Genomic DNA, 24,412 nt, shown 5'->3' on the forward strand with positions numbered 1-24,412 from the left:
TTACACCTTCGACACCTGGGGACGACCCAGGAGCCCTTGCGGCCGGAAGATCAGGATGGTCACCAGCAGGCCGAAGGCGAACACGTCCTTGAAGTCGGTGTTCACCATGCCCGAGAACTGCGCCTCGGCCACGCCCAGGATCAATCCGCCGAGCATGGCACCGGGCAGCGAGCCGATACCGCCGAGCACTGCGGCGGTGAACGCCTTGATGCCGATGATGAAGCCCGCGTAGAAGTCGAAGGTGCCGTAGTTCATGGTGATCAGCACGCCGGCCAGCGCGGCCATGGCGGCGCCGATGATGAACACGTAGGAGATCACCCGGTCGGTGTTGATCCCCAGGATCGAGGCCATCTTGCGGTCCTGCTGGGTGGCGCGGCACATGCGCCCGAGCTTGGTGTACTGGATCACGTAGGTCAGCACCGCCATGCCGACGAAGGCGGCGATGAGGATGAACACCTTGGTGTAGGTCAGCTGCACGAAGCCTTCGCCGATGTGGAACTTGAAGGCGCCGTCGAGCAGGGTCGGCACGCCTTGCTGGCGCGGGCCCTGGGCCAGCTGCACGTAGTTCTGCAGGATCAGCGACATGCCGATGGCGGAGATCAGCGGGGCCAGGCGCGTGGAGTTGCGCAGCGGCTTGTAGGCGATACGCTCGATCACCCAGCCGTAGACTCCGGTGACGAAGATGGTGAAGACCAGCGTGCCGAGGATCAGCAGCGGGAACGACTGCAGGCCGAAGAAGGCGAGCAGCGCAAGGCCCACGGCGGAGAGGTAGGCGGAGATCATGTACACCTCGCCGTGGGCGAAGTTGATCATGCCGATGATGCCGTAGACCATCGTGTAGCCGATGGCGATCAGGCCGTAGACCGACCCCAGGGTCAGCCCGTTGATCATTTGCTGGAGGAAGATACCGTCCACGATTGAGTACTCGCGCAAGCAGGGCAGGAAAGGCGGACGGCTCGCGCAATCACCGGCTCGTGACCAGCTGCGCGCGTTTCGTCGACCTGCGGGGAAGCCGGCGCCGCGGGTAGCGGCGCCGGCCGGTCAGGCGGTTACTTCTTGAACGCGTCGAGCTGGTGGTACTTGCCCTTGTCGTCCCACTCGTAGACCACGTAGTCGGAGACTTTCAGGTCGCCCTTCTTGTCCCACTCCTTCTTGCCCATCACGGTCTGCACCGGGTTGGCCTTCAGCCAGGCGCTGGCCTTGGCCGGGTCGGTCTTGCCCGCGCCATTGAAGGCGGCGGCCAGGGCCTGTACCGAGGAGTAGGCGTAGAGGGTGTAGCCCTCGGGCTCGAAACCGTTGGCGCGGAATTTCTCCACCACGGCCTTGCCGTCCGGGATCAGGCGCGGGTCGGCGCCGAAGGTCATCAGCACGCCCTTGACGTACTGCGGGCCGCCAGCGGTGGTGACCAGTTCGTCGGTAACGATGCCGTCGTCGGACATGAACTTGGCGGTCAGGCCCTGCTCGCGCATCTGACGGACCAGCGGGCCGGCTTCCGGGTGCAGGCCGCCGAAGTAGACGACTTCTGCGCCCGAGGCGCGGATCTTGGTGACCAGGGCGTTGAAGTCCTTCTCGCCACGGGTCAGCCCTTCGTACAGCACTTCCTTCACGCCGCGCTTGTTCAGCTGCGCACGGGTGGCGTCCGCCAGGCCCTGGCCATAGGTGTCCTTGTCGTGGATCACCGCGACCTTCTTGGCCTTCAGTACGTCGACGATGTAGTCGCCGGCGACCACGCCCTGCTGGTCGTCACGGCCGCACATGCGGAACATGCCGGAAAGGCCGCGCTCGGTGACCTGCGGGTTGGTGGAACCGGGGGTGATGGCGATGACGCCGGCCTCGTCGTAGACCTCCGAGGCGGGGATGGTGGAAGAGGAGCAGAAGTGGCCGACCACGGCGACCGCCTTGTCCTGGTCCACCAGGCGGTTGGCCACGGCCACGGCCTGTTTCGGTTCGCAGGCGTCGTCCGCCTTCACCAGTTTGATCTTCTCGCCATTGATACCACCGGCGGCGTTGATGTCTTCCGCGGCCTGGCTAGCCCCACGCCAGTACTGCTCCCCGAACGAGGCGTTGGCCCCGGTATGCGGACCTGCGACCCCGATAACGACATCGGCCTGTACAACGGAAGACATGCCCAGTGCGGTGGTTACCGCCAGAGCCAGAAAGCCTTTTCTGAAAATCTTCTGCGACATGGAGTTTTGCTCCTGAGGGTTTTTGTAATGGCGCGTTGTATTTCTTGTTGGCGATTTCTCGTGTAGCGATTCAGCGACTTAGCGATCAATCAACAGCAAGCGGCGTGCCATTCGTTTTTGTTATTAACCAAGTCCTACAGCGAAAACAGCCCGAGCTGGCAGACATCAAGTGCTAGACACGTGCAACCCACTGAAAGAATAAGGTGCAACCGAGAAGGTGGCAGGGTGCAACCGACCTTCCCGTGAGCTGGCTTTTTCCAGCCACCACAGGCGCAACCCCAACCGTAACCATTGCTGTCACCGAACTGCACATCCGCGGTGCAGACCCGTCGGGGTAACGCACCATAAGAGGCTAGACCAAAGTGCAGCGAGCGTTGGCAGGTCAAACCGGGGCGGCCCTCGCCCCGCGCCCTCCCCTCAAATGCCGCGACCTCAGATCACCACCCGCAGGCATTGCCCGGCGTGGTAGAGGGAGAAGCCGGCTTCGTACAGACAGCTGCGCAGGCCCACCGCGGAGATTTCCTCCATGGGCCTGAGCGGCATCGGCAAGGCGCTGGCGTCACCGTCCAGCAGGAAGTCGGCGAAGGCCTTGCCCACCACCGTGCCGGTGGTGACGCCACGACCGTTGTAGCCGCTCATGGCGACCAGCCCCGGCGCCGGCTCGAACAGGCGCATGAGGTGGTCGGGGGTGAAGTCGATGCAGCCGGTCCAGGTGAACTCCCAGTCCACCTTGCCCAGCCTGGGGAAGTAGTGCTGCTGGATGCGGTCCGCCCAGCTCTTGAGGAACCACGCCGGCTTGCCGGTGCCCTTGCCGAGGCTGCCGAGCAGCAGGCGGCCGTCGGCGTCGCGACGGATACTGCTGAGCACCTGGCGGGTATCCCAGGAGCCCTGCCCACCCGGCAGGATGCGCGCGGCTTCCGCGCCCTCCAGCGGACGCGAGGCAACCTGGTAGTAGTAACCGGGGAAGAAGGTGCGGCGCAGCTCCGTCCACTCGCCTTCGGTGTAGGCGCTGGAGGCGATCACCACCTTGTCGGCGGTCACCACGCCTCCGGCAGTGATCACGTTCCACGCGCTGCCCACGCGCACCAGGCCGACCACCGGGGAATGGTGGTACAGCTCGCCACCCAGGCCGACCACCGCGCGGGCCAGGCCGCTGACGTAGCCCATGGGATTGAGCGTGCCAGCGCGGCGGTCGAGCAGCGCACCAGCAATCTTGTCGGTACCGCAGGCCTGCTCGCAATCGGTACCGGTGAGCAGTTCCACTGGTGCCCCACGGCGGCCCCATTGCTCGCAGCGGCTGCGCAGGTCAGCCAGGCCACGGGCGTTGTGTGCCATGTGCAGCGTGCCTTCGCGGCGCGCCTGGCAATCGATGCCGTATTGGTCGATCAGCGAGAACACCAGCGACGGTGCGTTGCCGAGCATGCGATTGACCCGCTGGCCAATCTCCGCGCCCATGCCCGCTTCGATCTCGTCCGGGGGAATCCAAAGGCCGGCGTTGACCAGCCCGACGTTGCGCCCCGAGCCACCGTGCCCGGTGGTGTGGGCTTCCAGCACGCAGACCTTCTGGTCGCGCTCCAGCAGATGCAGCGCGGCGGACAGGCCGGTGAAGCCCGCGCCGATGACACACACGTCGACCTTGCGATCCCCTCGCAGCTCCGGGGCTTCCGGGCGGGCGGGAGTCAGGTGTTCCCACAGACACTCTTGGCGAAGCGACATCCAGCGATCCTTCTACGCGAACCTTTGTGAATGACTCTGTACAGCTGTGCCTTTCGTAGGGCGCATAACGCAGCCCAGCACAAAAGGCCGGCGGATAACCGCAAGCGGTTATTCGCCCTACGTTGGCGGGCCGGAACTGGCCTCAGTCGAAGACTATGCCCTGCGCCAGCGGCAGTTCCCGCGAGTAGTTCACGGTGTTGGTCTGCCGGCGCATGTAGCCCTTCCAGGCGTCGGAGCCGGATTCGCGACCGCCGCCGGTTTCCTTCTCGCCACCAAAGGCGCCGCCGATTTCCGCGCCGCTGGGGCCGATGTTGACGTTGGCGATGCCGCAGTCGCTGCCCACCGCCGAGATGAAGGCTTCCGCCTCGCGCAGGTCAGTGGTGAAGATGCACGACGACAGCCCCTGGGGCACGCCGTTGTTCAGCGCCACCGCGTCGTTGAAGTCCTTGTAGGGCACCACGTAGAGGATCGGCGCGAAGGTCTCGCTGCGCACCACGTCGCTCTGTTCGGGCATCTCGACGATGGCCGGCGACACGTAGTAGGCCTCGGGGAATTTCTCGGCCAGCTGACGCTCGCCGCCGAACACCACGCCGCCTTCGCCGCGCGCCTGCTCCAGCGCGCCCTGCATGGCGAGGAAGCTGCGCTCGTCGATCAGCGGACCAACCAGGTTGCCTTCCAGCGGATGGCCGATGCGCACCTTGGCGTAGGCGGTCTTCAGGCGGCTGACGAATTCGTCCTTCACCGACTCGTGGGCGATCAGCCGGCGCAGGGTGGTGCAGCGCTGCCCGGCGGTGCCGACGGCGCTGAACAGCACGGCACGCACAGCCATGTCGAGGTCGGCGCTGGGCGCCAGGATCATCGCGTTGTTGCCGCCCAGTTCGAGAATGCTGCGGCCGAAACGGGCTGCCACGCGCGGACCGACTTCACTGCCCATGCGGGTGCTGCCGGTGGCGCTGACCAGGGCGACGCGCACGTCGTCGACCAGCGCTTCGCCGGCGCTGCGATCACCGATCACTACCTGGCTGAGGTGCGCCGGGGCATCACCGAACTTGCTCAATGCGCGCTCGAACAGCGCCTGGCAGGCCAGCGCGGTGAGCGGGGTCTTCTCCGACGGCTTCCACACCACCGAATTGCCACAGACCAGCGCCAGCGCGGTGTTCCATGACCACACGGCGACCGGGAAGTTGAACGCGCTGATCACCCCGACCACGCCCAGCGGGTGCCAGGTTTCGCGCATGTGGTGGCCGGGGCGCTCGGAAGCGATGGTCAGGCCGTAGAGCTGGCGCGACAGGCCGACGGCGAAGTCGCAGATGTCGATCATCTCCTGCACTTCGCCCTGGCCTTCCTGGGTGATCTTGCCGGCCTCCCAGGACACCAGCTCGCCGAGCGCCGCCTTGCTCGCCCGCAGCTCCTCGCCAAACAGCCGCACCAGCTCACCGCGACGCGGCGCCGGCACCTTGCGCCAGGCGTCGAAGGCATGGGCGGCGCGGCCGATCTTCTGCTCCACCTCGGCGGCGCTTTCCAGGCGCACCGCGCCCAGGCGGCTGCCGTCGATGGGAGAGTGGATGACCTGATCGCCACCGGTGACCAGGCGGGCGTCGACGCCGAGGGATTCGAGCAGTGCGGAAATCATGCGGACTCCTGATTGGGTTCAGAACCAGTTGGAATGCCAGCAGTAATAAACGGCTTGCCTGGGCACAACAAACGACGTTTCCTATGCACATCATTCCGTAAATTCATGAACTGCCCGCCATGCTGAGCAAACGCCACCTGCCGTCCATGACCGCCCTGCAATGCTTCGAAGCGGTGGCGCGGCACCTGAGTTTCACCCGTGCCTCCGAAGAGCTGAACCTGACCCAGAGCGCGGTGAGCAAGCAGGTGGCGCAGCTGGAGGAAATGCTCCAGCACCTGCTGTTCCGCCGTGTACGCCGCCGGCTGCAACTGACCCCGGCGGGCGACCTGTACCTGGTAGAGGTGCGCAAGATCCTCACGCAGGTGGAGATGTCCACCCACTACCTGCTGTCCTACGGCGGCGAGACCGAAGTGCTGCGCGTGGCGACGCCACCGACCTTCGGCGCGCGCTGGCTGATCCCGCGGCTGAACGGCTGGCGTCACCGTCACCCGAACATCCACCTGGATCTGCGCCAGGAGCTGGAGCCCGGCGACCTGCTGCAATCACGCTGCGACATCGCATTCTTCTTCGGCGCCGGCACCCTGCCTGGCGCGGAGTGCGTGGCGCTGTTCGGCGAGGAGATGGTGCCGGTGTGCTCACCGGCGATCCTGCCGGCGCAGCTGCTGAACGACCCGACCCAGTTGGCGGACCTGGTCCTGCTGCAGAACGCCACGCGCCAGGAAGCCTGGCACGAGTGGTTCCTCAGCCTCGGCCAGCACAGCGAGCACAGCTACCACGGGCCGCGCTTCGACACCTTCTACATGTGCATCCGCGCAGCGCAAGCCGGCTGCGGCGTGGCGCTGCTGCCGCGGTTCCTGGTGGAAGAGGAGCTGAGCGAAGGCAAGCTGGTGATCGCCTGGCAGCACGGCCTGCAGAGCCGCAGCGGCTACTACCTGGCTTACCCCGAGCATGCGGCGGCGGTGCCCAAGGTCAGGGCGTTCGTGGAGTGGATTGGGGAACGGATGGAGGGCTAGCGCTGGGTGTTCAGACCAGCAGACTCCGGTCAAACACAAACGCCCCATCCCCCTGTGGCGTGAAGCGCAGAATATGCTGCGGCCGCCCCATCGGCGGCTGGTGGCGCTCTCCGGTGTCTTCCACCCAGCCCGCCGCCTTCATCCGCTCCAGCCGGCCGCGCAGGCTGGAATGCTGGATTTCCTCGCCGATGGACCACTCGAAAGCCTTCAGCGCCTCGGCCACGGTGAAGCGCTCCGGCAGCAGGTGCAGCGGCAGCGCGCTGTACACCGATTTGCCCGCCAGCCGCTCACAGGCCTGCTGCACCAGTTGGGTATGGTCGAAGGGCAAGGCGAAGCGCTCGCCGCGCACGGCGTCCAATGGCACGAAATCCAGGTCGTCGGCGGCCAGTGCAGTATCCGGCGCCACCAGCACGAGGTAGAACACGCTCAAGGACCAGCCGCGCGGGTCACGCACCGCATTGCCCACGGTCGCCACCTGCTCCATGTACGCCGGCTTCACCCGCGCCTTCTCGCGCAGCGCACGCAGGGCGGCATCATCCAGGCCATGGTCGGCGCAGCGGCCATTGATCAGCACGCCGGGCAGCGCCCACTGGCCTTCGAACGGTGCCTGGGCGCGGCGAATCAGCAGCAGCTCCAACCCCTGCTCGGGGTTCAGGCGCAGCGCCACGATATCCACGGTGGCCAGCACTTCAGCGGTACTCATCGATGCTCCTCGAATGCTTCCTCGCCGGAAGAAGCCCTGTGACTTATTTCACCATGTACAGAAAGCATCTTCCACCTCCCATGATTTTCCATCTTTCTGCTTGACGACTTATTTCACGTCGTGAATTATGTAGCCACGACAGACCACCAACGGTCAAGCGGAGGCTTCCATGAACCTGATCGCCAGCTTCGATGTAGACGCCCAGAAGAGCTTCACCCCACTCTGCCCCAACGAGCTGCCGGTGCCCGGCGGTGATGCCATCGGCGGCGCCCTCAACCTGATGGCCGAACGCGCCAGCCTGCGCCTGGGCAGCAAGGACGCCCACAGCCCGCAAGCGCCCTGGGTAGTGAGCGAACCGGCACAGATGCTGCAACCGCTCGCCCTGCCCAATGCCGACCTCACCTGGGTCAGCCACTGCGTGCCGGGCACGCCGGGCTTCGAGCTGCTGGATGAGCTGCCCAAACCGATGGACTACGACTTCTTCATCTGGAAGGGCGTGGAGCCGGACCTGCACCCCTACGGTGCGTGCTACCACGACCTGGCGGAACGTCGCAGCACCGGGGTAATCGAATACCTGCGGCAGAATGCGGTCAGCCACGTTCTGGTGGGCGGCCTGGCGCTGGACTACTGCGTGAAGACCACCGCGCTGCAACTGCGCCGCGCCGGCTTCCAGGTGCTGCTGTACCTGCCGGCTTGCCGCGCCATCGCGGAGGAAACCGCGAAGGTCGCCTGCGCCGAGATGCGCAGCGCCGGGGTTCTGCTCTGCGCGGACGCGAACGAACTGGACGAGGCCCTCATGGGCATCAGGGAGAATTGATCATGGCCGAGAGCGTGTTTGCCGACAGCATCGTGCAGAACCTGCTGGACACCGACTTCTACAAGCTGACGATGATGCAGGCGGTGCTGCACAACTACCCCAACGCCGAGGTGGAGTGGGAGTTCCGCTGCCGCAACGCCGAGGACCTGCGCCCGTACCTCGCGGAAATCCGTTACCAGATCGAACGTCTGGCCGAGCTGGAAGCCACCCCGGACCAGTTGGCCTTCCTCGAACGCATCCCGTTCATCAAGCCGGACTTCATCCGCTTCCTCAGCCTGTTCCGCTTCAACCTGCGCTACGTGCACACCAGCATCGAGGACGGCCAGCTGGCCATTCGCCTGCGCGGGCCATGGCTGCACGTGATCCTCTTCGAGGTGCCGCTGCTGGCCATCGTCAGCGAAGTGCGCAACCGCTATCGCTACCGCGAAGTCGTGCTGGAGCAGGTCGGTGAGCAGCTCTATCGCAAGCTCGACTGGCTCGCCGGCAACGCCAGCGCGGAGGAGCTGAAGGAATTCCAGGTGGCCGACTTCGGCACCCGCCGGCGCTTCTCCTACCGCACCCAGGAAGAAGTCGTGCACATCCTCAAGCGCGACTTCCCCGGCCGCTTCGTCGGCACCAGCAACGTGCACCTGGCCCGCGAGTTCGACGTGAAGCCCATCGGCACCATGGCCCACGAATGGCTGATGGCGCACCAGCAACTCGGCCCGCGGCTGATCGACAGCCAGATCGCCGCGCTGGACTGCTGGGTGCGCGAGTACCGCGGCCAGCTGGGCATCGCGCTGACCGACTGCATTACCATGGACGCCTTCCTCAGCGACTTCGACCTGTACTTCGCCAAGCTCTTCGATGGCCTGCGCCACGATTCGGGCGACCCGCTGGTCTGGGCCGAGAAGGCCATCGCCCACTACCGCCGCCTGGGGATCGACCCGATGAGCAAGACCCTGGTGTTCTCCGACGGCCTCGACATGCCCAAGGCGTTGCAGCTCTTCCGCGCATTGCGTGGCAAGATCAACGTCAGTTTCGGTATCGGTACCAACCTGACCTGCGACATCCCCGGTGTGGAACCGATGAACATCGTGATCAAGATGACGGCCTGCAACGGCCATCCCGTGGCGAAGATTTCCGACACCCCGGGCAAGACCCAATGCCGCGACGAGAACTTCGTCGCCTACCTGCGCCACGTGTTCAAGGTGCCGGTGTAACCCTTTTCCCGCTTTCCACAGGAGCCCTCCAGATGAAAGACAGACAGGCCGCCATCGCCAGAGAACTCAACGTGCAGCCGCCCTTCCAGTCCGACGCCGAGCTGCAGGCCGAGATCCAGCGTCGCGTGCGCTTCATCCAGGACTGCCTGAAGGGTTCGGGGATGAAGACCCTGGTGCTGGGCATCAGCGGCGGCGTCGACTCGCTCACCGCCGGCATGCTCTGCCAGCGCGCCGTGGAAGGCCTGCGTGCCGAAACCGGCAACCAGGACTACCGCTTCCTCGCCGTGCGCCTGCCGTACAACGTGCAGGGTGACGAGCAGGATGCCCAGGACTCGGTGGACGTCATCGCCCCCGACGAGCGCCACACCGTGAACATCGGCCCGTCGGTGCAGGCACTGGCCGCCGAGACCCACGCGCTGGAAGGCCTGGCTCCGGCCACCCGCGACTTCGCCCTGGGCAACACCAAGGCACGTGTCCGCATGGTCGCCCAGTACACCATCGCCAACGCCCGCGCCGGCCTGGTGGTCGGCACCGACCACGCCGCCGAGGCGGTGATGGGCTTCTTCACCAAGTTCGGTGACGGCGCCTGCGACCTCGCCCCGCTCACCGGCCTGGTGAAGAACCAGGTGCGCAGTATCGCCCGCAGCCTTGGCGCGCCGGAGCATCTGGTGGAGAAAGTGCCGACCGCCGACCTCGAGGACCTCGCCCCCGGCAAGCCGGACGAGCACGCCCACGGCGTGACCTACAAGGAAATCGATGCCTTCCTGCACGGCCAGGACGTCGGCCAGGAGGCCTTCGACATCATTGTCCGCACCTTCGAGAAGACCCGCCACAAACGCGCACTGCCCACCGCGCCGTAGGCGAACGGCAGCCGTTGGCGCGGGGAAATCCCGCGCCAACGAGCTCAAGGGTTCAGTGCTGGGGAATGACGTAGCGCCAGATGGCGATGAAGTGCAGCAGGCTGCCGGCGATCACGAACAGGTGCCAGATGCCATGCCAGTGGCGGAAGCGGCTGTCGTAGGCAAAGAAGATGATGCCGATGGTGTAGAAGGCCCCGCCGCCCACCAGCCAGGCGAAACCCGCGCCGCCCAATGCGCGGTACAGCGGGCCGACCGCGATCAGCACGATCCAGCCCATCACTGCGTAGATGATGATCGACAGCACCCGCGCCTCGGAGCGCGGCTTGATTTCCTGCAGCATGCCGATCACCGCCATCGACCAGACGATGCCGAACAGCGTCCAGCCCCAGGGCCCCTTGAGTGTCACTAGGCAGAACGGCGTGTAGCTCCCGGCGATCAGCAGGTAGATCGACAGGTGATCGAGCTTGCGCAGGATGACCTTCGCCCGCCCCCGCACGCTGTGGTAGAGCGTCGAAATGCTGTAGAGCATGGTCAGCGTCGTGCCGTATACCGCCACGCTGACGATGCGCAGCGGCTCGCCCACCAGGCTGGTGGCTACCAGCAGCCAGATGCCGCCCACCAGCGCCAGCACGGCGCCAATCAGGTGAGTCCAGGCGTTGAAGCGTTCACCGTGGTACATGAGTCCCCCGTTGCGATTTCAACCACGCCCACACCCTACCCTGCTTGTGTGAAATAAAAAGCCCGACCATGGGTCGGGCTTTTCGGATCACACGCTTTCGAGCGAAAGCGGGATCACTTCACCGCCAGGGTGCCCTTCATCATGGCCGAGTGACCCGGGAAGGAGCAGAAGAAGGCGTATTCATCGCCAGCCTTCAGCTTGGAGACGTCGAAGGTCACCGAATCCTTCTCGCCGGAGCCGATGATCTTGGTGTGGGCGATCACGCGGGTGTCGCCTTCTTTCACGTAGTTCTTGTCCAGACCAGCGGCCATGCCGTCAGTCACTACGCCCTGCATGTCGGCGGCAGTGGTCAGGACCCAGTTATGGCCCATCACGTTCTTCGGCAGGCTGCCCGGGTGGGACAGGTTAACGGTGAAGGTCTTGCAGCTCTTGTCGACGCTGATGGCGTTGGTGCTGAACTGCATCTGGTCGTTGCCCTGGATGTCCACGGAGCATTCGGCGGCCAGCAGCGGGGCACTGAACAGGCCAAGCAGGGATACAGCGGCGAGTTTACGGAACATGACATGCCTCCTAGGCAGGTTGGGCGGAGAATCCTGAAGGGGAAGACTGCCCGAACGCGATCGGGGTTCCCCTGATCTGCATCAATGGCCTTCGGCCACGAGCGAAGCTTCGAACTGTCTATCAGGTCGATCAGCAGGATCAACGAGGCAGATCAGCGCACCCCGCCTAGCATAGACGCCATCCCCCGGCCCCACAGGAGTTCACGCCATGCACCGTCTCGCGCTGTTACAAAGCCCGCTGCTACAGCACCTGCTCGCCTGCTACGCACTCGGCGCATCCGCCGGCGGCTGCCAGGACGACTGAATTCGGCTTGGTCGCTTTCCTCGCAGTCGGTAACCTGACGGCCTGCAAAATCAGGCCAGCAAAACGAGGACAGCTCCATGACCTTGCGTTCCATCTGCATATTCTGCGGCGCCAGCCCCGGCGCCACCCCGATCTACCAGGAAGCCGCCGAAGCCCTCGGCCGCCACCTCGCTGAGAACGGCATCCAGCTGATCTATGGCGGTGGCGCCGTGGGCCTGATGGGTATGGTCGCCAATGCCGCGCTGGCCGCGGGCGGCGAAGTCATCGGCATCATCCCGCAGAGCCTGAAGGACGCCGAAGTCGGACACAGCGGCCTGACCCGTCTGGAAGTGGTAGACGGCATGCACGCACGCAAGGCCCGCATGGCCGAGCTGAGCGACGCCTTCATCGCCCTGCCGGGCGGCCTGGGTACCCTGGAAGAGCTGTTCGAGGTCTGGACCTGGGGCCAGCTGGGCTATCACGCCAAGCCGCTGGGCCTGCTGGAAGTGAACGGCTTCTTCGATCCGCTGCTGACCTTCCTCGACCACCTGGTGCAGGAGCGCTTCGTGCGCCAGCCGCACCGCGACATGCTGCAGCGCGCCGCCTCGCCAGCCGAGCTGGTCAGCGCCCTGGCCGCCTGGAAGCCCCTGGCCGCGCCCAAGTGGGTCGACCGTACGCCGAGCTGACACACGCCTACCAGCAGCGCTCCGCGGCCGCGCCACGGAGCCCGCTGCTGGCCAGCGTCAGTACCCCGCAGGCATCCCCCGCCATCGCCCCGACCGGCTCGGCCTGCAGAACATAGCCCGACTCGTCCGGGCCACTGGCGAACCCGAGGCGGTAGAAGGCCTTTCCCGCATCATGCGGCGACTGGTCGAACGGCAGCGTTGCGCCAACGTAGGTGCCACGGCTGGTGTAGAAGCGCTCCAGCGACTGCGCCAGCTCCACCAGCGACTTCTGCGCGTCCACCCGGCGCACCCGCTGGATGTGCTCCTGGTACGCCGGCAGGGCAATACCCAGCAGGATGCCGATCAGTGTCAGGCAGACCAGCAACTCCACCAGCGTGAAACCGCCGGCGCGTTCGTTCGGCGATGTCATTTCAACGAGACTCCCACCAGGCCTTGCGCCCGGAATCGCGAAGCAGATCGACCGCCTGCCCCTGCGGACGGCCATCGCGATCCACCCCCAGGATGCGCAGAGCACCGGCCGGATCGGATTGCAGCAGCGCGCCGCTGGACTGCTGCGCTACGTCGCTACCCGCCATGACAGCACTTGGCAGGCCGCCTGCCAGCCGCTCTCCGCTGCCGATATCCAGCACCACCGAAGCGTGAGCGAGCGGATCGCTGCAGGGGTCATCTCCCGGTGCGATCAGGTTGAACAGCACCAGCTTCCCATCGCGAATCTGCGGCTGCTCCACCGCGCGCCAGCCATCTGCCGGCAGATCGAGATACCAGCCGCGACCGCCGTCCTTGCCGGGCGCCGGCAGGAGCTCTGAGCGACCGGCCAGGGACCGCCCATCGTCGAACACGCCGTACAGGCTTTCAGTCTTTGCCGAGGGCTCGTCGTCACCCACGCGGTAGAAGCGCCCGGTTCCGAACAACACTCGCACCTGCCCGCTGGAATCCAGAGCAGCCGCCACCGACGTGCTGATTGCCTGCGGACTTCCATCCGGCGCCAGCGCCCTGAACAGCGGCTTGCCGGCCAGCGACGGTGGAACCGCCGAATCGCCACCCGCATCGCCCGCCAGATCCACACGCCAGAGACTGCCGAGGCTGTCGCCCGCATAGAGGCGGTTGGCGGTTACATCGCCCATGCTGCTGATCGCCGTAACCGGCCCCAGGTCGCCGGCCTCGGGCAGATGGATGCGCTTGAGCACACGACCATCCGCCGCATCGAGCAGCCAGATCTCCCCGCCGCGGCTTTCCGGGTCCCTGGCGCCGGAGGAGACCGCCACCACGAACTTTCCCGACCCGAGCGCCATGAGGCTTGGCCGCCCCAGCGTGTAGCCGAGGTCGGGATGGCTGAATTCCCAGAGCACGCTGCCGGACCGGACGCGTTCAGGGTCGGTCACGTCCAGCGCGAACAGGCTGTTGCCGCCCGCTCCGGTGCTGCCCACCAGCAGGGTTCGCCACTCGCCACCAATCCAGGCGTTACCCACCGTGGGAGACCCATCGACGTAATGGCGGTGGGCATAGCCGGGATCGGCCAGCTCACGAAGGTGGCCCAGCACTGCCGCCGGCAGATAGGCGAACAACTCGCGCCCATCGCGCGCATCGAAGCCATGCAGCATGCCGTCGTTGGCACCCAACGCCACCAGCGGCGCACGCTGCTGGTATTGCTCGCTGGCAAGAAACTCCCGGTAGCCGGCGCCCAACGGCTTGGGCAACTCGCCATAGGGCTGCGGGTCGTGCCAGGAATAGACCGCGCGCGAGCCAACGATATCGCCCAGCCGACTGTCACGCAGGCGGAACGGCAACGCACTGCCGGGCTCACGCCGCTCCTGCAGGCGCGAACCGCGCAGGTAATCGACCAGCGTCTCGCCCTGCTCGCTCCCCAGCCTGCGGCGCTGTTCGTCATCCAGGGCACTCCAGGCGAAGGGCATGCCTGCGCGCGCGATCAGCGATCCATCCGCCCCTGCCCCGGCGGGCCGCACCGTGAGGATGTTCCGCCCGGCCAGTTGCGCTTCGCTCAGCTCGTCCAGCATCCGCGCGGCCGACCACTGCGGCTGCCGCTCGCCTTCGCGCCATAGCTGCAGGTCGCCACTCCAGCGCCGCCCGCCCAGCAAGGTACTGAACCACTCGCCGGGGTTCGGGCCGGCGCTGAAATTGCCAATGCTCCTTGGCTCATCGTCGGCCGCACGGACGAACGCCTGTTTCAGCTCATCGCGCAGCGGGTCAGGGTCGGCGAGTTTCAGGAGGTTGAGCGGCCAGCCATCCACGCCCTGCCACGTACTTTCCGGCAGCGGTGATGTGCGCACAAAGGAGTAGCTACGCGGGATGGCAAAGCCGCCGTACTGGGTCGCCAGCCACAGGGCGCTGCCCGGCCCGGCCACCTCACGGGAAGACGCCAGCCAGTAGGTGGCGGCGTTCTGCCGGCCGGGCAGGTCCGGGCGCAAATCGCGCACATGGGCGTCATAGGCCAGGCCTGCCAGCGCGAGCGACGCGGCGGAGCCTGCCCCGCCTTGCATGGTCGCCACTTGCTGCGTGGCCTGCGCCAATTGCGCATCGCCAAGGCGCAGCAAACTCGCGCCAGCCTCGCCCTCACCCGCACCGCCAATCCCGAGCAGGGCGGTGCGTTGGCAGGCATGGGTGAGCGGGTCTGCATGGTCTCCCTGATGGCGCAGGTAGTCAGTGGCGGCATGGAGCAGCTCGCCCGGGTCATCCAATGGCGGTGAAGGGGACTCGTCGATGCGATTGAACTGGGCGATCACTCCAGCCGGCCTGTCGATGAAGATTCCGGTCTGCGCCGACCACTCTTTCAGCGGATTGTCGCCCCCATCATCCAGCCACGGACCGACGAACTTCTGTGGCGCGCGCAGCACCGCTCCCGCTTCGCGCCCAGCCCGGCCGAAGAGGCTGAAGCGCAGGCGACCGGCGTATTGCTGCAGCAACCCCTCGGGCTTGAAGTGCTCGCCATAGCGCTGGCAGTTGCGCTCCAGCTGGCCGGTAGCGCAGACCTGCACGCGCACCGTCACTTGATAAGTCACTGCCGGCAACAACGGTTCGCCGGGCAGGAGTTCCTGCGGCTCGCCGGGAAACTCCGGGCTGCGACTCAGCAAAAGCCTGCGCTCCTCTCCCGCAACACGCAGGTGCAGCGTTACACCGGAGAATGGCGTGGCGCCCGCCACAGTGTCGAAAGGCAGAAGACGATCCGGGAAGGCGCCGTCCCGCTCCCGATTCCGCTCCTTCTGCAGCACCGTCAGTGCGGCGCTGTCGATGAAGCGATCGCCGCCGGTCAGCACGGCGCGATACACATCGAAGGCCTGTGCCGTTGCCCAGTTGAGGAAGTTGCCGCTCCAGGCCTGCCGGCAGACTTGGGCCAGGGCCGGCCCGACGGGCTGGAAATAGCGCTCCGTCCCCGCTTCGCCAGTGCGGTAGGCGTAGCACTTGTCCGGGTCGAAATAGCCGAAATACCGCTCGCCGGTGACGTAGACCGGGCTCGGATTGGCTGCTGCCGCCGTCGCCCCATGGGCTGCTGAGGGCAGCAACAGAATATTGCCCGGAGCACCGCTGGCGATCTGCAGCGGCACCTGGCTGACCGGCGCAGCCGACAGTACACCCGTCAGCATGGCGCACAGCATCAGGGAACAGAGTCTTCCGAGCCTCACTACCACCTCCTTGTTGCCCGCTACTGGATGAAAAAGATGCTGCTCAGCCGGACGCTGGAAACCGGCTCCCCCGAAGGCTGGCGACGGGCGCCGAAGCCTTCGGCGCGTACCTCGATGGCTAGACCATTGGCCGAGCCTCCCTTGCCGACCTCCAGCCCTTCGCTGGCCAGCCAGCGCAGGAAGCGCAGCCGGTAGGCAGGCTTCGCCACGCTCGCGGAAAAACCACCAACCACTCCTTCAGCAGCGTCGAGAGAGGCCATGGGGCCGTCGCGCCGATAGCGCTCCAGTGCAGCCGTTTCGCCGGCCCGCAGCGCTGCTTCCGCCGCCTGGAAGGCCATCTGCCGGTCACGCAGGTTGCCGGCCATGCGCTCTTCCAGCTGCACCAAGCGCATGCCCGCGAGGCCAATGAGGGTGAGCAGCAACAGCATGACCAGCGAGACCAGCAGCACTGCTCCGCACTCGGCTTCATGGCGAATCGGCGACCTTCCCTTCATGGCGAAAGATTGCGCAGCGCGATGGTGCTGCTCATCACCAGCCGCAGCCTTCGCTCCGCATTCGGTGCGAGAGTGCGGCCGTCGAACTGAAGTGCCTTGGGCGCCTCGTCGACCTCGCGAGTCTGGCTCTGCAGCAGCAGGCTGACGCGCACCGTACGTACCCGACGCCAGTCGCCCGCGGTCATTTCCCGCGCCGCCTTGTAGGCTGCAACTGCCTCGCTGCCTGCCGCTGCCACGCCATAGCGCAGGCTCATGGCTGCGACGCCGTTCACCAGTTCTTCGGTGTTCGATTTGTTTGAGGTCTGGCTGTTGTCCGTCACGAACAGCCCAGGCGTCCCATCATCGTTCCGGCGGATCGAGTAGATGACGTAGCGGTATCGATAGACCCGCGTCGCCGCAGCCAGGAAGTGCTCCAGCGAACGATCCGCCAACAGGCTCGCCGCGTTCCCGGCATTGCGCAGCAGCAGGCAGGACTGCTGATCGCTGAGCAGATAGAAGGCCCCGGAAACTGCACCCGAAGACGCCAGGAACAGCCGGTTGCCGCTGATCGAGCGCGCCTCGAGAACAGGCTCGGACGCATAACGCAGTAACACCGCATCGGTGTTGGCCAAGCGCTCGGCGGGCATCCACGCCGGAGCTGGCATCCCTGCTCCGAAGCCTTCGATTGCGGACGTCTCGATCGCGTACTTTGTACCTTCTGCGCCCACGGTGTTGACCAGTCCACCAGCGCAGGCGCCGGTGAATCCGGCATTGCGCACATCCTGCGCAATGGCCTCCAGAGCGAAGCGACCACTCTCCTGCAGCTCGGCCAGCGCGACGCTGCTCTGATAGCTGCGTTTGCTGCCGAGGACGACCTGGATGATGCCCGCCAGAAGCAGCAGGCCGAGCGCCATTGCCACCAGCAGCTCAACCAGCGAAAGTCCGCGCTGGCGCATGTCAGAGGCCTGCCCGGTAGGTGAAGGTTTCCCTGGCATTACCCGCCTCCCCCAGACGCTGATGAGCCCTCCGGTCGCTCCAGCGCACGCCAATCACCGCGTTGTACAGATCGCCGCTGCGGGTCACCGTCACCGAGCCGCTACCCGATCCACCGAGCGTCTCGCAGACATCGGCCTGCCACAGGCCGACATCGAGTTGCGCCCGCGTCGAGCCACCGGCTTTCGGGCATCCAGCGGCCACGTCGAGGAAGTTCGTGTCGTAGGCGCCGGCACGGGCGGCGACGGGATTGGCGCGCAGCAGGTCGGCCATCTCGCTGGCCAGCCAGGACGCCTGGGATCGTTGCAGCGCGCTGTAACCGGCGCTGACACCAACGTTCTGCAGCCCCGCCAGCCCTAGCAGGCCAATGCCGAGGACGAGCACCGAGACCAGCACTTCCACCAGGGTGAAACCTTCGCTGCGCTTGCCGCCAGCCATGTTGATCGCCTCGCCGCTGAAGAGTGAGCCTCAAGGGTGCAAGGCGTAGCGCGGGGCGGTCAGCCAGACAATTGCTGGGAGATCGCGGGGAAAAGTCCGTCAGCCGGAGAGGATCAGGCGTGCGGCTAGGAAGGCGTCCGAAGTACCGTGCCACTCATCCGTACCGAGGCACCATCGGTCCCGGCGAGGTTGTTCGCGCCGGGATTCTCGCTGGGAAAAGAAAAGGCCACCTTACGGTGGCCTTTTCCGGGGCACGAGCCTTCAGCTGTTCGACGACTGCTGGACGATCACCGTCTGCGCCGGCATCGGTGCCGGGAAGTCGGTGCCCAGGGCTTCCTTGATCGTGCGGTTGGTGTCGAAGTAGACCTGCCAGTAGTTGTCGTTGTGGCAGTACGGACGCACCGCCAGCACCGGGCCGACCAGGTTGAACTCGAGGATTTCCACGTCCACCGGCGGATCGGTCAGTACGTTGGGAATCGCCGCAATGCGCTGCTTGAGCACGACCACGGCGGCGGCGTAGTCGGCGGCGCCGGACAGCTGGGCCTTCAGTTCCACGCGGCGGAACGAGTTGTGGCTGAAGTTCTGGATGGTGTCGCTGAAGATCTTGTTGTTGCCCACCAGGGTCAGGACGTTGTCCGGGGTGTTGATGGCGGTGGCGAACAGGCCGATCTCCTTCACGGTGCCGGTCACGCCGCCAGCGGAGACGAAGTCGCCGACCTTGAACGGCCGCAGCACGATGATGAAGCCGCCCGCCGCGAGGTTGGCCAGCAGACCGGACCAGGCCATGCCGATGGCCAGGCCGATGGCGGCGATCAGTGCGGCGAGACTGGTGGTCTGCACGCCGAAGTAGCCGAGGATGCCAACGACCAGGAGGATGTTCAGGGTGACGGTGATGAAGGAGCCGACGTAGCGCAGCACCGTCGGATCGACGCTCTGCCTGGCCAGCGCCTTCTCCACCAACCCGACGGCGAAGCCGATCAGCCAGCGGCCGAGTACCCAGAAGAGAATGGCGACGATGATCTTCACACCGAATGCGAGCGCGTACTGCGAAACCGTCGCCCACAGTGCGTTGATCTTCTCCGTACCCACATTGATGATGTTCGTATCTTCCATGGAAGCGCACCTGCGAGAGAAAGGGACCAGATGAACGCTAGCACGGCCCCAGCCGTTTGCTCGTCGCAGCGCGCAGCCCAGAGCCCTGGCGGGCTCCGGGAGCTATTCCACTAGCAGTCGCCGGGCAGCGAGGCGATCCAGCGATTGAGCATTTCCAGCCCCTCGCGGTGCACCAGGGTGCGCCCCAGCTCGGGCATCATGTCGCCCGGCTTGTCGCTGCCGACGCGGTAGCTGAGTACGGACTTGTCCGGGCTGCCGGGGTGGATATCCTCCAGCCGCCCGCCGGTGCCGCCGCCCGCTGCCACCGGCGGTTTGCAGATGCCGTAGGCGATGGAGACCGGCGTGTGCGGGTCGAGGTAGAGGCCCGAAGTGCGCGCCGCCCCCTTGGGGTTGTGGCAGTGCGAGCAGTTGGCGTCGAGGTAGCTGCGCGCCTGCTTCTCCAGGTCCTCACCGGGGCGCGGATGCCCCCACAGCGCATTCTGCGGTACCTGCGCCAGCGCCGGCAGGCCATTGAGGAAGCCGCGCGCCTGCCAGTGCTGCAACTGGTTGTCGCTGCCTTCGGCGTAGGCGAAGTCCTTGTTCAGGTGCCGCGCCTTGGGCCCCAGCGGGGCGATGCCACCGCCTTTCTGCTCGGCGTGGCATTCGGAGCACTGGTTGGCATCCGGCACCATGTAGGTGAAGGCGGTCTTCTTGCCATCCTCGGCGGTCAACTCCAGCGCCGGGCTGTCGCCAGCAACTTCCAGGGTCGCTTCGCTCTGCTCGGCGTTCCACACGTAGGGCAGCGCCGCCCAGCCGTCTTTCTGCCGTACCAGCACGCGGGTTTCCACCAGGTGCACCCTGGCCATGTCGAGCCCGGCCTTCGGGTCGCGGTCGTCCTGGCTGTTCTGCAGCAGGTTGCCCTGGGCGTCCTTCGGGTAATAGAAGGTCTTGGTCAGCACGGTGCCGACGGGGTAGTCGAAGCGGTCCTCGGCGTACTGTGCCGACTGCCCTTCGGGCATCCACACGGTGCGCAGCTTGTGCGCGTAGTCGGTGAACAGCGAAGTGTTCAGGTCATAGGGCAGCACCTCGGCGGTCGGCGTCAGGTGGCCGCCCGCCAGGTGCAGCATGCCCCAGCCGCTGAGCTTTTCCGGGTAGTCGTCGCCTTCGGGCTGATAACGCGGCTTGCTCTCCTGCCCGCACCCGGCCACCAAGGTGGCCAGGGCGAGCGACAACAGGAACGAAGCGGGTTTCATCATGCCTTGTTGCCCTTTTCACCCAGGCCGGCCTGCTCGATCTTCGGCAGTGGCTGGAGCTTGCACTGGTGCGAGGTCATGTCGGTGCTGATGTTCTTGTAGCCGTTGGGGCCGTCGACGTTGACGATGCCGGCGCTGCCGTTGTCGATACAGATGGCCAGGGCTTCGGGCAGCTTGCCGTCGACCAGCTTCTTCTCGTTGAAGTAGCCGTCCCAGAGGATGTCAGGCAGGCGCCCGGTGAGGCCGAACTTGGCGACCTTGAGCGCTTTCAGCTCCAGGTGGTCCGGGCTGTCGCCACCCGGGCCGAAGGTGTTGCCGTGGATGAAGATGCCTTCGGGATAGGGGTCGAAGTTGGGCTGCGTGGCCTTCTCCGAATAGTTGGTGCTGAAGTAGCTGCTGATGATGACGTTGGCGGTTTTGTGGTTGCCGATCTTGTTGTTGAAGATCTCCACGTCATCGTTGGAGTTCACCACCACGCCCGAGCCCGCCGGCACGCTGGCCACCGGCGTGCCCTTGTGGCCGAAGTTCTCGTGGTTGTTGCCCTGCACGTCGTTGTCGAAGACGCGGGTGCCGCGCCCCGGCTGCTGCAGGTTGGGCATGTTGAAGACAAGGATGCCACCGGTGTTGTCGGTGGCGACGTTGTTGTAGACGTCGGCGCCGATGGTGTTCTCGATCTCGATGCCGGCAACGTTGCGCTCGGCGCGGTTGTTGCGCACCACGACGTTGCGCGACTGGCCCACGTAGATGCCCGAGTCGGAGGCGCCGATGGCGACGTTGCCTTCGAGCAGGGTGTTTTCGGTCTGCACCGGGTAGATGCCGTAGCCGCCGTTCTCGGTGGAGGCGCCGTTGGTCCACTCGGTGCGGATGTTGCGGATGACGATGTTCTTGCCGCCGATGACCTTCAGGCCGTCGCCCTTGGTGTCCTCGATGGCGAGGTTCTCCAGGGTGAAGTCGGAGGCGTCGACGAACAGACCTTCGGCGCCGGCCTTCTGGTTCTTGAAGTTGAGGATGGTCTTGTCCATCCCGGCGCCGCGGATGGTCACGCCGTCCACCTTCAGGCTGAGGCTGCGGTCCAGGTGGTAGGTGCCGGCGGGAATGTCGATGACATCGCCGGCCTTGGCCTTGATCAGGCGGGCCTGCAGGTCCTTCTGGAAGTCGCTGCTGACGGCGGCGGTGGGCTTGTCGCCTTCGCCGCAGGCGGCCAGGGCAATGGAGAATGCGAGAAGGGAGAGAGTGGCGAGACGCATGGCGGGCTCCGGTCTTGTTCTTATGATATGGAACTATCGTACCAACTGAACCGGAGAATACTCCTACATCCCGCGCCACGCCAGCCCTTCAGACACATCGCACTTTGATTGATTGGCGTCACTGCTTCGCGGTGGCGGATCGGGATGATCTGCGCGTCCACCCCAAGGAGTACACGGATGAGCTTCATGCCCTGGAACGACGAGTTCGTGATCGGAATCGAGCGGATCGATGAACAGCACCGCTGGCTGGTCGACCTCACCAACGCGCTGTACGACAGCCTCAACGGCCCGGATGGCGAGGGCCAGCCCCTCGGAGAACTGCTGGAGCAACTGGTGGAGTACACGATGAACCACTTCATCGTCGAGGAGGTGCTGTTCCAGCGCCTGGGCTACCCGGACGAGGAAGCGCACCGCGCCGAGCATGACCGCTTCAACCGGCAAATCATCGACCTGCTGTACCGCCACGAGGATGGCGAGGTGGTCTCGGTCGAGGCGCTGGAGCTGCTCAAGGCCTGGCTGATCCACCACATTCTCAAGGTGGACAAGGCTTACGTGAGCTTCTTCCAGCAAAAAGGCGTGACCGCATAGCGGGCACGCCTTTTTTCACAGCACGGGCAGACGGATCAGCGCGGGATATTCGGCTGCCGCTTGGTGGTGCGTTTCTTGCCCTTGGCGTAGCCGGTGGCCTTGCCTTCCTCGGTCTTGTTCCACGGTTTGGAGCCATTGCTGGCGCGCGGCGGCAGGCCGGTGTGCTGGGTCAGCAGCGGCTGGCCGGCCTTCTTGCTGCCGGCCGGGGTGGAGTTCTTGCGGCGCGCGCTCTGGTATTCGTCGGTCTGCGGCTGGTAGGTCGGGATCAGGTGGTGCTTGCCGTTACCGATCAGGTCCGCGCGGCCCATGCGCTCCAGCGCTTCGCGCAGCATCGGCCAGCCCTTCGGGTCGTGGTAGCGCAGGAAGGCCTTGTGCAGGCGACGCTGCTGGTCGCTCTTGACGATGGTTACGCCGTCGCTCTTGTAGGTGACCTTGCGCAGCGGGTTCTTGCCCGAGTGGTACATGGCGGTCGCGCTGGCCATGGGCGAGGGATAGAACGCCTGCACCTGGTCCGCGCGGAAGCCGTTGCGCTTGAGCCACAGGGCGAGGTTCATCATGTCCTCGTCGGTGGTGCCCGGGTGCGCCGCGATGAAGTACGGGATCAGGTACTGCTCCTTGCCCGCCTCCTTGGAGAACTTCTCGAACATGCGCTTGAAGGTGTCATAGGTGCCGATGCCCGGCTTCATCATCTTCGACAGCGGGCCTTCCTCGGTGTGCTCCGGGGCGATCTTCAGGTAGCCGCCGACGTGGTGCGTCACCAGTTCCTTGACGTACTCGGGCGACTCCACGGCGAGGTCGTAGCGCAGGCCGGAGGCGATCAGGATCTTCTTCACGCCCGGCAGGGCGCGGGCCTTGCGGTACAGCTCGATGAGCGAGGAATGGTCGGTGTTGAGGTTCTCGCAGATGCCCGGCCACACGCAGGACGGCTTGCGGCAGTGACGCTCGATCTCCGGGTCCTTGCAGGCGATGCGGTACATGTTGGCGGTCGGGCCGCCCAGGTCGGAGACCACGCCGGTAAAGCCCGGCACCTTACGCATCTCCTCGATCTCGGCGAGGATCGACTCGTGGGAACGGTTCTGGATGATCCGCCCCTCGTGCTCGGTGATCGAGCAGAAGGTGCAGCCACCGAAGCAGCCACGCATGATGTTCACCGAGAAACGGATCATCTCGTAGGCAGGGATCTTCTCCTTGCCGTACAGCGGGTGCGGCACGCGCGCGTAGGGCATGCCGAACACGTAGTCCATTTCCTCGGTGCTCATCGGAATGGGTGGCGGGTTGAACCACACGTCCACCTCGCCATGCTTCTGCACCAGGGCGCGGGCGTTGCCCGGGTTGGTCTCCAGGTGCAGCACGCGGTTGGCGTGGGCGTAGAGCACCGCGTCGCTGCGCACCTTCTCGAACGACGGCAGGCGGATCACCGTGCGATCGCGCTCCAGGCGCGGGTGTGCCAGCAACTGCACGACCTTGGCTTCGTTCGGGTCTTCCTGCTCGCCCTTTTCCTGCTCGATGGCGCAGGCGGCGGTGTCCTGGGTGTTCACGTACGGGTTGATGATCTTGTCGACCTTGCCCGGACGATCGATGCGGGTGGAGTCCACCTCGAACCAGCCTTCGGGGGTGTCGCGACGCACGAAGGCGGTGCCGCGCACGTCGGTGATCTGCTCGACCGTCTCGCCGGCGGCGAGGCGCTGGGCGATCTCCACCACGGCGCGTTCGGCGTTGCCGTACAGCAGGATGTCGGCGGTAGCGTCCATCAGGATGGATCGGCGTACCTTGTCCTGCCAGTAGTCGTAGTGGGCGATGCGGCGCAGCGAAGCCTCGATGCCGCCGAGGATCACCGGGGTCTCGCTGTAGGCTTCCTTGCAGCGCTGGCTGTAGACCAGGCTGGCGCGATCCGGGCGCTTGCCGGCCAGGCCGCCCGGCGTATAGGCGTCATCGCTGCGGATCTTCTTGTCCGCGGTGTAGCGGTTGATCATCGAGTCCATGTTGCCCGCCGCCACGCCGAAGAACAGGTTCGGCTGGCCGAGCTTCATGAAGTCGTCTTTCGAGCGCCAGTCCGGCTGGGCAATGATGCCCACGCGGAAGCCCTGGGCTTCCAGCAGGCGGCCGATGATGGCCATGCCGAACGACGGATGGTCAACGTAGGCATCCCCGGTGACGATGATGATGTCGCAGGAGTCCCAACCCAGCTGATCCATCTCTTCCTTGCTCATGGGCAGGAACGGCGCCGGGCCGAAACACTCGGCCCAGAACTTGGGATAGTCGAACAACGGCTTGGCGGCTTGCATCACGGGCACCGGGGTATCTCTAAGTAGGTATCGCGGAAAAACGCGGGCGCGGAATATAGCACAAAAA

The 24,412-nt window shown here is 65.6% G+C and carries 22 protein-coding genes; 6 read left to right on the forward strand and 16 right to left on the reverse strand.

The annotated features are described in order from the left end of the window. The 4 genes from ABKS89_RS27045 to amaB form a co-directional block, all read right to left on the reverse strand. Positions 1–915: an ABC transporter permease subunit gene (locus ABKS89_RS27045; RefSeq protein ID WP_081515564.1), complete on the reverse strand. Its 915-nt coding sequence runs from the start codon at positions 913–915 to the stop codon at positions 1–3. Positions 916–1,049: 134 nt separating this feature from the next. Then, on the reverse strand, positions 1,050–2,186 hold the full coding sequence (locus ABKS89_RS27050; RefSeq protein WP_138214067.1) for a branched-chain amino acid ABC transporter substrate-binding protein: 1,137 nt from the start codon (positions 2,184–2,186) through the stop codon (positions 1,050–1,052). Positions 2,187–2,618: 432 nt separating this feature from the next. Beyond that, positions 2,619–3,902: an L-pipecolate oxidase gene (gene amaA, locus ABKS89_RS27055; protein WP_348588309.1), complete on the reverse strand. Its 1,284-nt coding sequence runs from the start codon at positions 3,900–3,902 to the stop codon at positions 2,619–2,621. A gap of 142 nt (positions 3,903–4,044) precedes the next feature. Then, entirely contained in the window at positions 4,045–5,535 is a 1,491-nt protein-coding gene (gene amaB, locus ABKS89_RS27060) for an L-piperidine-6-carboxylate dehydrogenase (protein WP_348588310.1), read from the reverse strand. Positions 5,536–5,654: 119 nt separating this feature from the next. Between amaB and ABKS89_RS27065 the strand changes: the two genes are divergently transcribed. Further along, the gene (locus tag ABKS89_RS27065; protein ID WP_138214064.1) at positions 5,655–6,548 is read left to right on the forward strand and encodes a LysR family transcriptional regulator; all 894 of its coding nucleotides are present in this window, start codon (positions 5,655–5,657) and stop codon (positions 6,546–6,548) included. A gap of 10 nt (positions 6,549–6,558) precedes the next feature. On the opposite strand, the gene ABKS89_RS27070 is transcribed toward ABKS89_RS27065, so the two are convergent. Continuing rightward, positions 6,559–7,251, reverse strand: a complete 693-nt coding sequence (locus ABKS89_RS27070; RefSeq protein WP_138214063.1) for an NUDIX hydrolase — start codon at positions 7,249–7,251, stop codon at positions 6,559–6,561. A 169-nt stretch (positions 7,252–7,420) separates the two neighbouring features. On the opposite strand from ABKS89_RS27070, the gene ABKS89_RS27075 reads away from it, so the two are divergent. From ABKS89_RS27075 to nadE, 3 genes are read left to right on the forward strand one after another with little or no spacing between them, the layout of a single operon-like run. Continuing rightward, the gene (locus ABKS89_RS27075; protein WP_138214062.1) at positions 7,421–8,068 is read left to right on the forward strand and encodes a nicotinamidase; all 648 of its coding nucleotides are present in this window, start codon (positions 7,421–7,423) and stop codon (positions 8,066–8,068) included. Positions 8,069–8,070: 2 nt separating this feature from the next. After that, positions 8,071–9,270: a nicotinate phosphoribosyltransferase gene (pncB, locus tag ABKS89_RS27080; protein WP_138214061.1), complete on the forward strand. Its 1,200-nt coding sequence runs from the start codon at positions 8,071–8,073 to the stop codon at positions 9,268–9,270. A gap of 32 nt (positions 9,271–9,302) precedes the next feature. Further along, positions 9,303–10,130 carry an NAD(+) synthase gene (gene nadE / locus ABKS89_RS27085; protein WP_138214060.1) on the forward strand — a complete coding sequence of 276 codons (828 nt, stop codon included), beginning with the start codon at positions 9,303–9,305 and terminating at the stop codon, positions 10,128–10,130. Between the two features lie 52 nt (positions 10,131–10,182). Here the strand turns inward: nadE and trhA are convergent, their stop codons facing one another. Both trhA and azu read right to left on the reverse strand, forming a co-directional pair. Beyond that, on the reverse strand, positions 10,183–10,809 hold the full coding sequence (gene trhA, locus ABKS89_RS27090; RefSeq protein ID WP_138214059.1) for a PAQR family membrane homeostasis protein TrhA: 627 nt from the start codon (positions 10,807–10,809) through the stop codon (positions 10,183–10,185). A gap of 113 nt (positions 10,810–10,922) precedes the next feature. Continuing rightward, entirely contained in the window at positions 10,923–11,369 is a 447-nt protein-coding gene (azu, locus tag ABKS89_RS27095) for an azurin (protein ID WP_045216277.1), read from the reverse strand. A 381-nt stretch (positions 11,370–11,750) separates the two neighbouring features. On the opposite strand from azu, the gene ABKS89_RS27100 reads away from it, so the two are divergent. Further along, a complete protein-coding gene (locus ABKS89_RS27100) occupies positions 11,751–12,338 on the forward strand; it encodes a cytokinin riboside 5'-monophosphate phosphoribohydrolase (RefSeq protein WP_348588311.1) in 588 nt (195 codons plus the stop codon). Between the two features lie 7 nt (positions 12,339–12,345). Here the strand turns inward: ABKS89_RS27100 and ABKS89_RS27105 are convergent, their stop codons facing one another. The 8 genes from ABKS89_RS27105 to ABKS89_RS27140 all read right to left on the reverse strand — a co-directional run bounded on the left by ABKS89_RS27105 (position 12,346) and on the right by ABKS89_RS27140 (position 21,472). Then, positions 12,346–12,747, reverse strand: coding sequence for a type IV pilin protein (locus ABKS89_RS27105; RefSeq protein WP_348588312.1), 402 nt, complete (start codon positions 12,745–12,747; stop codon positions 12,346–12,348). Between the two features lies 1 nt (position 12,748). Next, complete coding sequence (locus ABKS89_RS27110; RefSeq protein ID WP_518300973.1) at positions 12,749–15,949, reverse strand: PilC/PilY family type IV pilus protein; 3,201 nt, start codon at positions 15,947–15,949, stop codon at positions 12,749–12,751. Between the two features lie 47 nt (positions 15,950–15,996). After that, complete coding sequence (locus ABKS89_RS27115) at positions 15,997–16,425, reverse strand: pilus assembly PilX family protein (protein WP_348588314.1); 429 nt, start codon at positions 16,423–16,425, stop codon at positions 15,997–15,999. A 41-nt stretch (positions 16,426–16,466) separates the two neighbouring features. After that, positions 16,467–17,405: a PilW family protein gene (locus tag ABKS89_RS27120; RefSeq protein ID WP_348588315.1), complete on the reverse strand. Its 939-nt coding sequence runs from the start codon at positions 17,403–17,405 to the stop codon at positions 16,467–16,469. A 1-nt stretch (position 17,406) separates the two neighbouring features. Continuing rightward, the gene (gene pilV, locus ABKS89_RS27125) at positions 17,407–17,880 is read right to left on the reverse strand and encodes a type IV pilus modification protein PilV (RefSeq protein WP_348588316.1); all 474 of its coding nucleotides are present in this window, start codon (positions 17,878–17,880) and stop codon (positions 17,407–17,409) included. Positions 17,881–18,141: 261 nt separating this feature from the next. Continuing rightward, positions 18,142–18,993: a mechanosensitive ion channel family protein gene (locus tag ABKS89_RS27130; RefSeq protein WP_138214053.1), complete on the reverse strand. Its 852-nt coding sequence runs from the start codon at positions 18,991–18,993 to the stop codon at positions 18,142–18,144. Between the two features lie 110 nt (positions 18,994–19,103). After that, positions 19,104–20,228, reverse strand: coding sequence for an SO2930 family diheme c-type cytochrome (locus ABKS89_RS27135; protein ID WP_518300974.1), 1,125 nt, complete (start codon positions 20,226–20,228; stop codon positions 19,104–19,106). Further along, a complete protein-coding gene (locus tag ABKS89_RS27140) occupies positions 20,225–21,472 on the reverse strand; it encodes a parallel beta-helix domain-containing protein (RefSeq protein ID WP_138214052.1) in 1,248 nt (415 codons plus the stop codon). Before ABKS89_RS27140 ends, ABKS89_RS27135 begins: the two co-directional genes overlap by 4 nt. A 177-nt stretch (positions 21,473–21,649) precedes the next feature. On the opposite strand from ABKS89_RS27140, the gene ABKS89_RS27145 reads away from it, so the two are divergent. Next, positions 21,650–22,060, forward strand: coding sequence for a bacteriohemerythrin (locus ABKS89_RS27145; protein WP_138214051.1), 411 nt, complete (start codon positions 21,650–21,652; stop codon positions 22,058–22,060). A 35-nt stretch (positions 22,061–22,095) separates the two neighbouring features. Here the strand turns inward: ABKS89_RS27145 and ABKS89_RS27150 are convergent, their stop codons facing one another. Beyond that, on the reverse strand, positions 22,096–24,345 hold the full coding sequence (locus ABKS89_RS27150; RefSeq protein ID WP_348588317.1) for a YgiQ family radical SAM protein: 2,250 nt from the start codon (positions 24,343–24,345) through the stop codon (positions 22,096–22,098). Positions 24,346–24,412 lie beyond the last annotated feature (67 nt).

Origin of the sequence: Pseudomonas sp. LABIM340 (assembly GCF_040017195.2) — a bacterium.
GTDB lineage: Bacteria > Pseudomonadota > Gammaproteobacteria > Pseudomonadales > Pseudomonadaceae > Pseudomonas.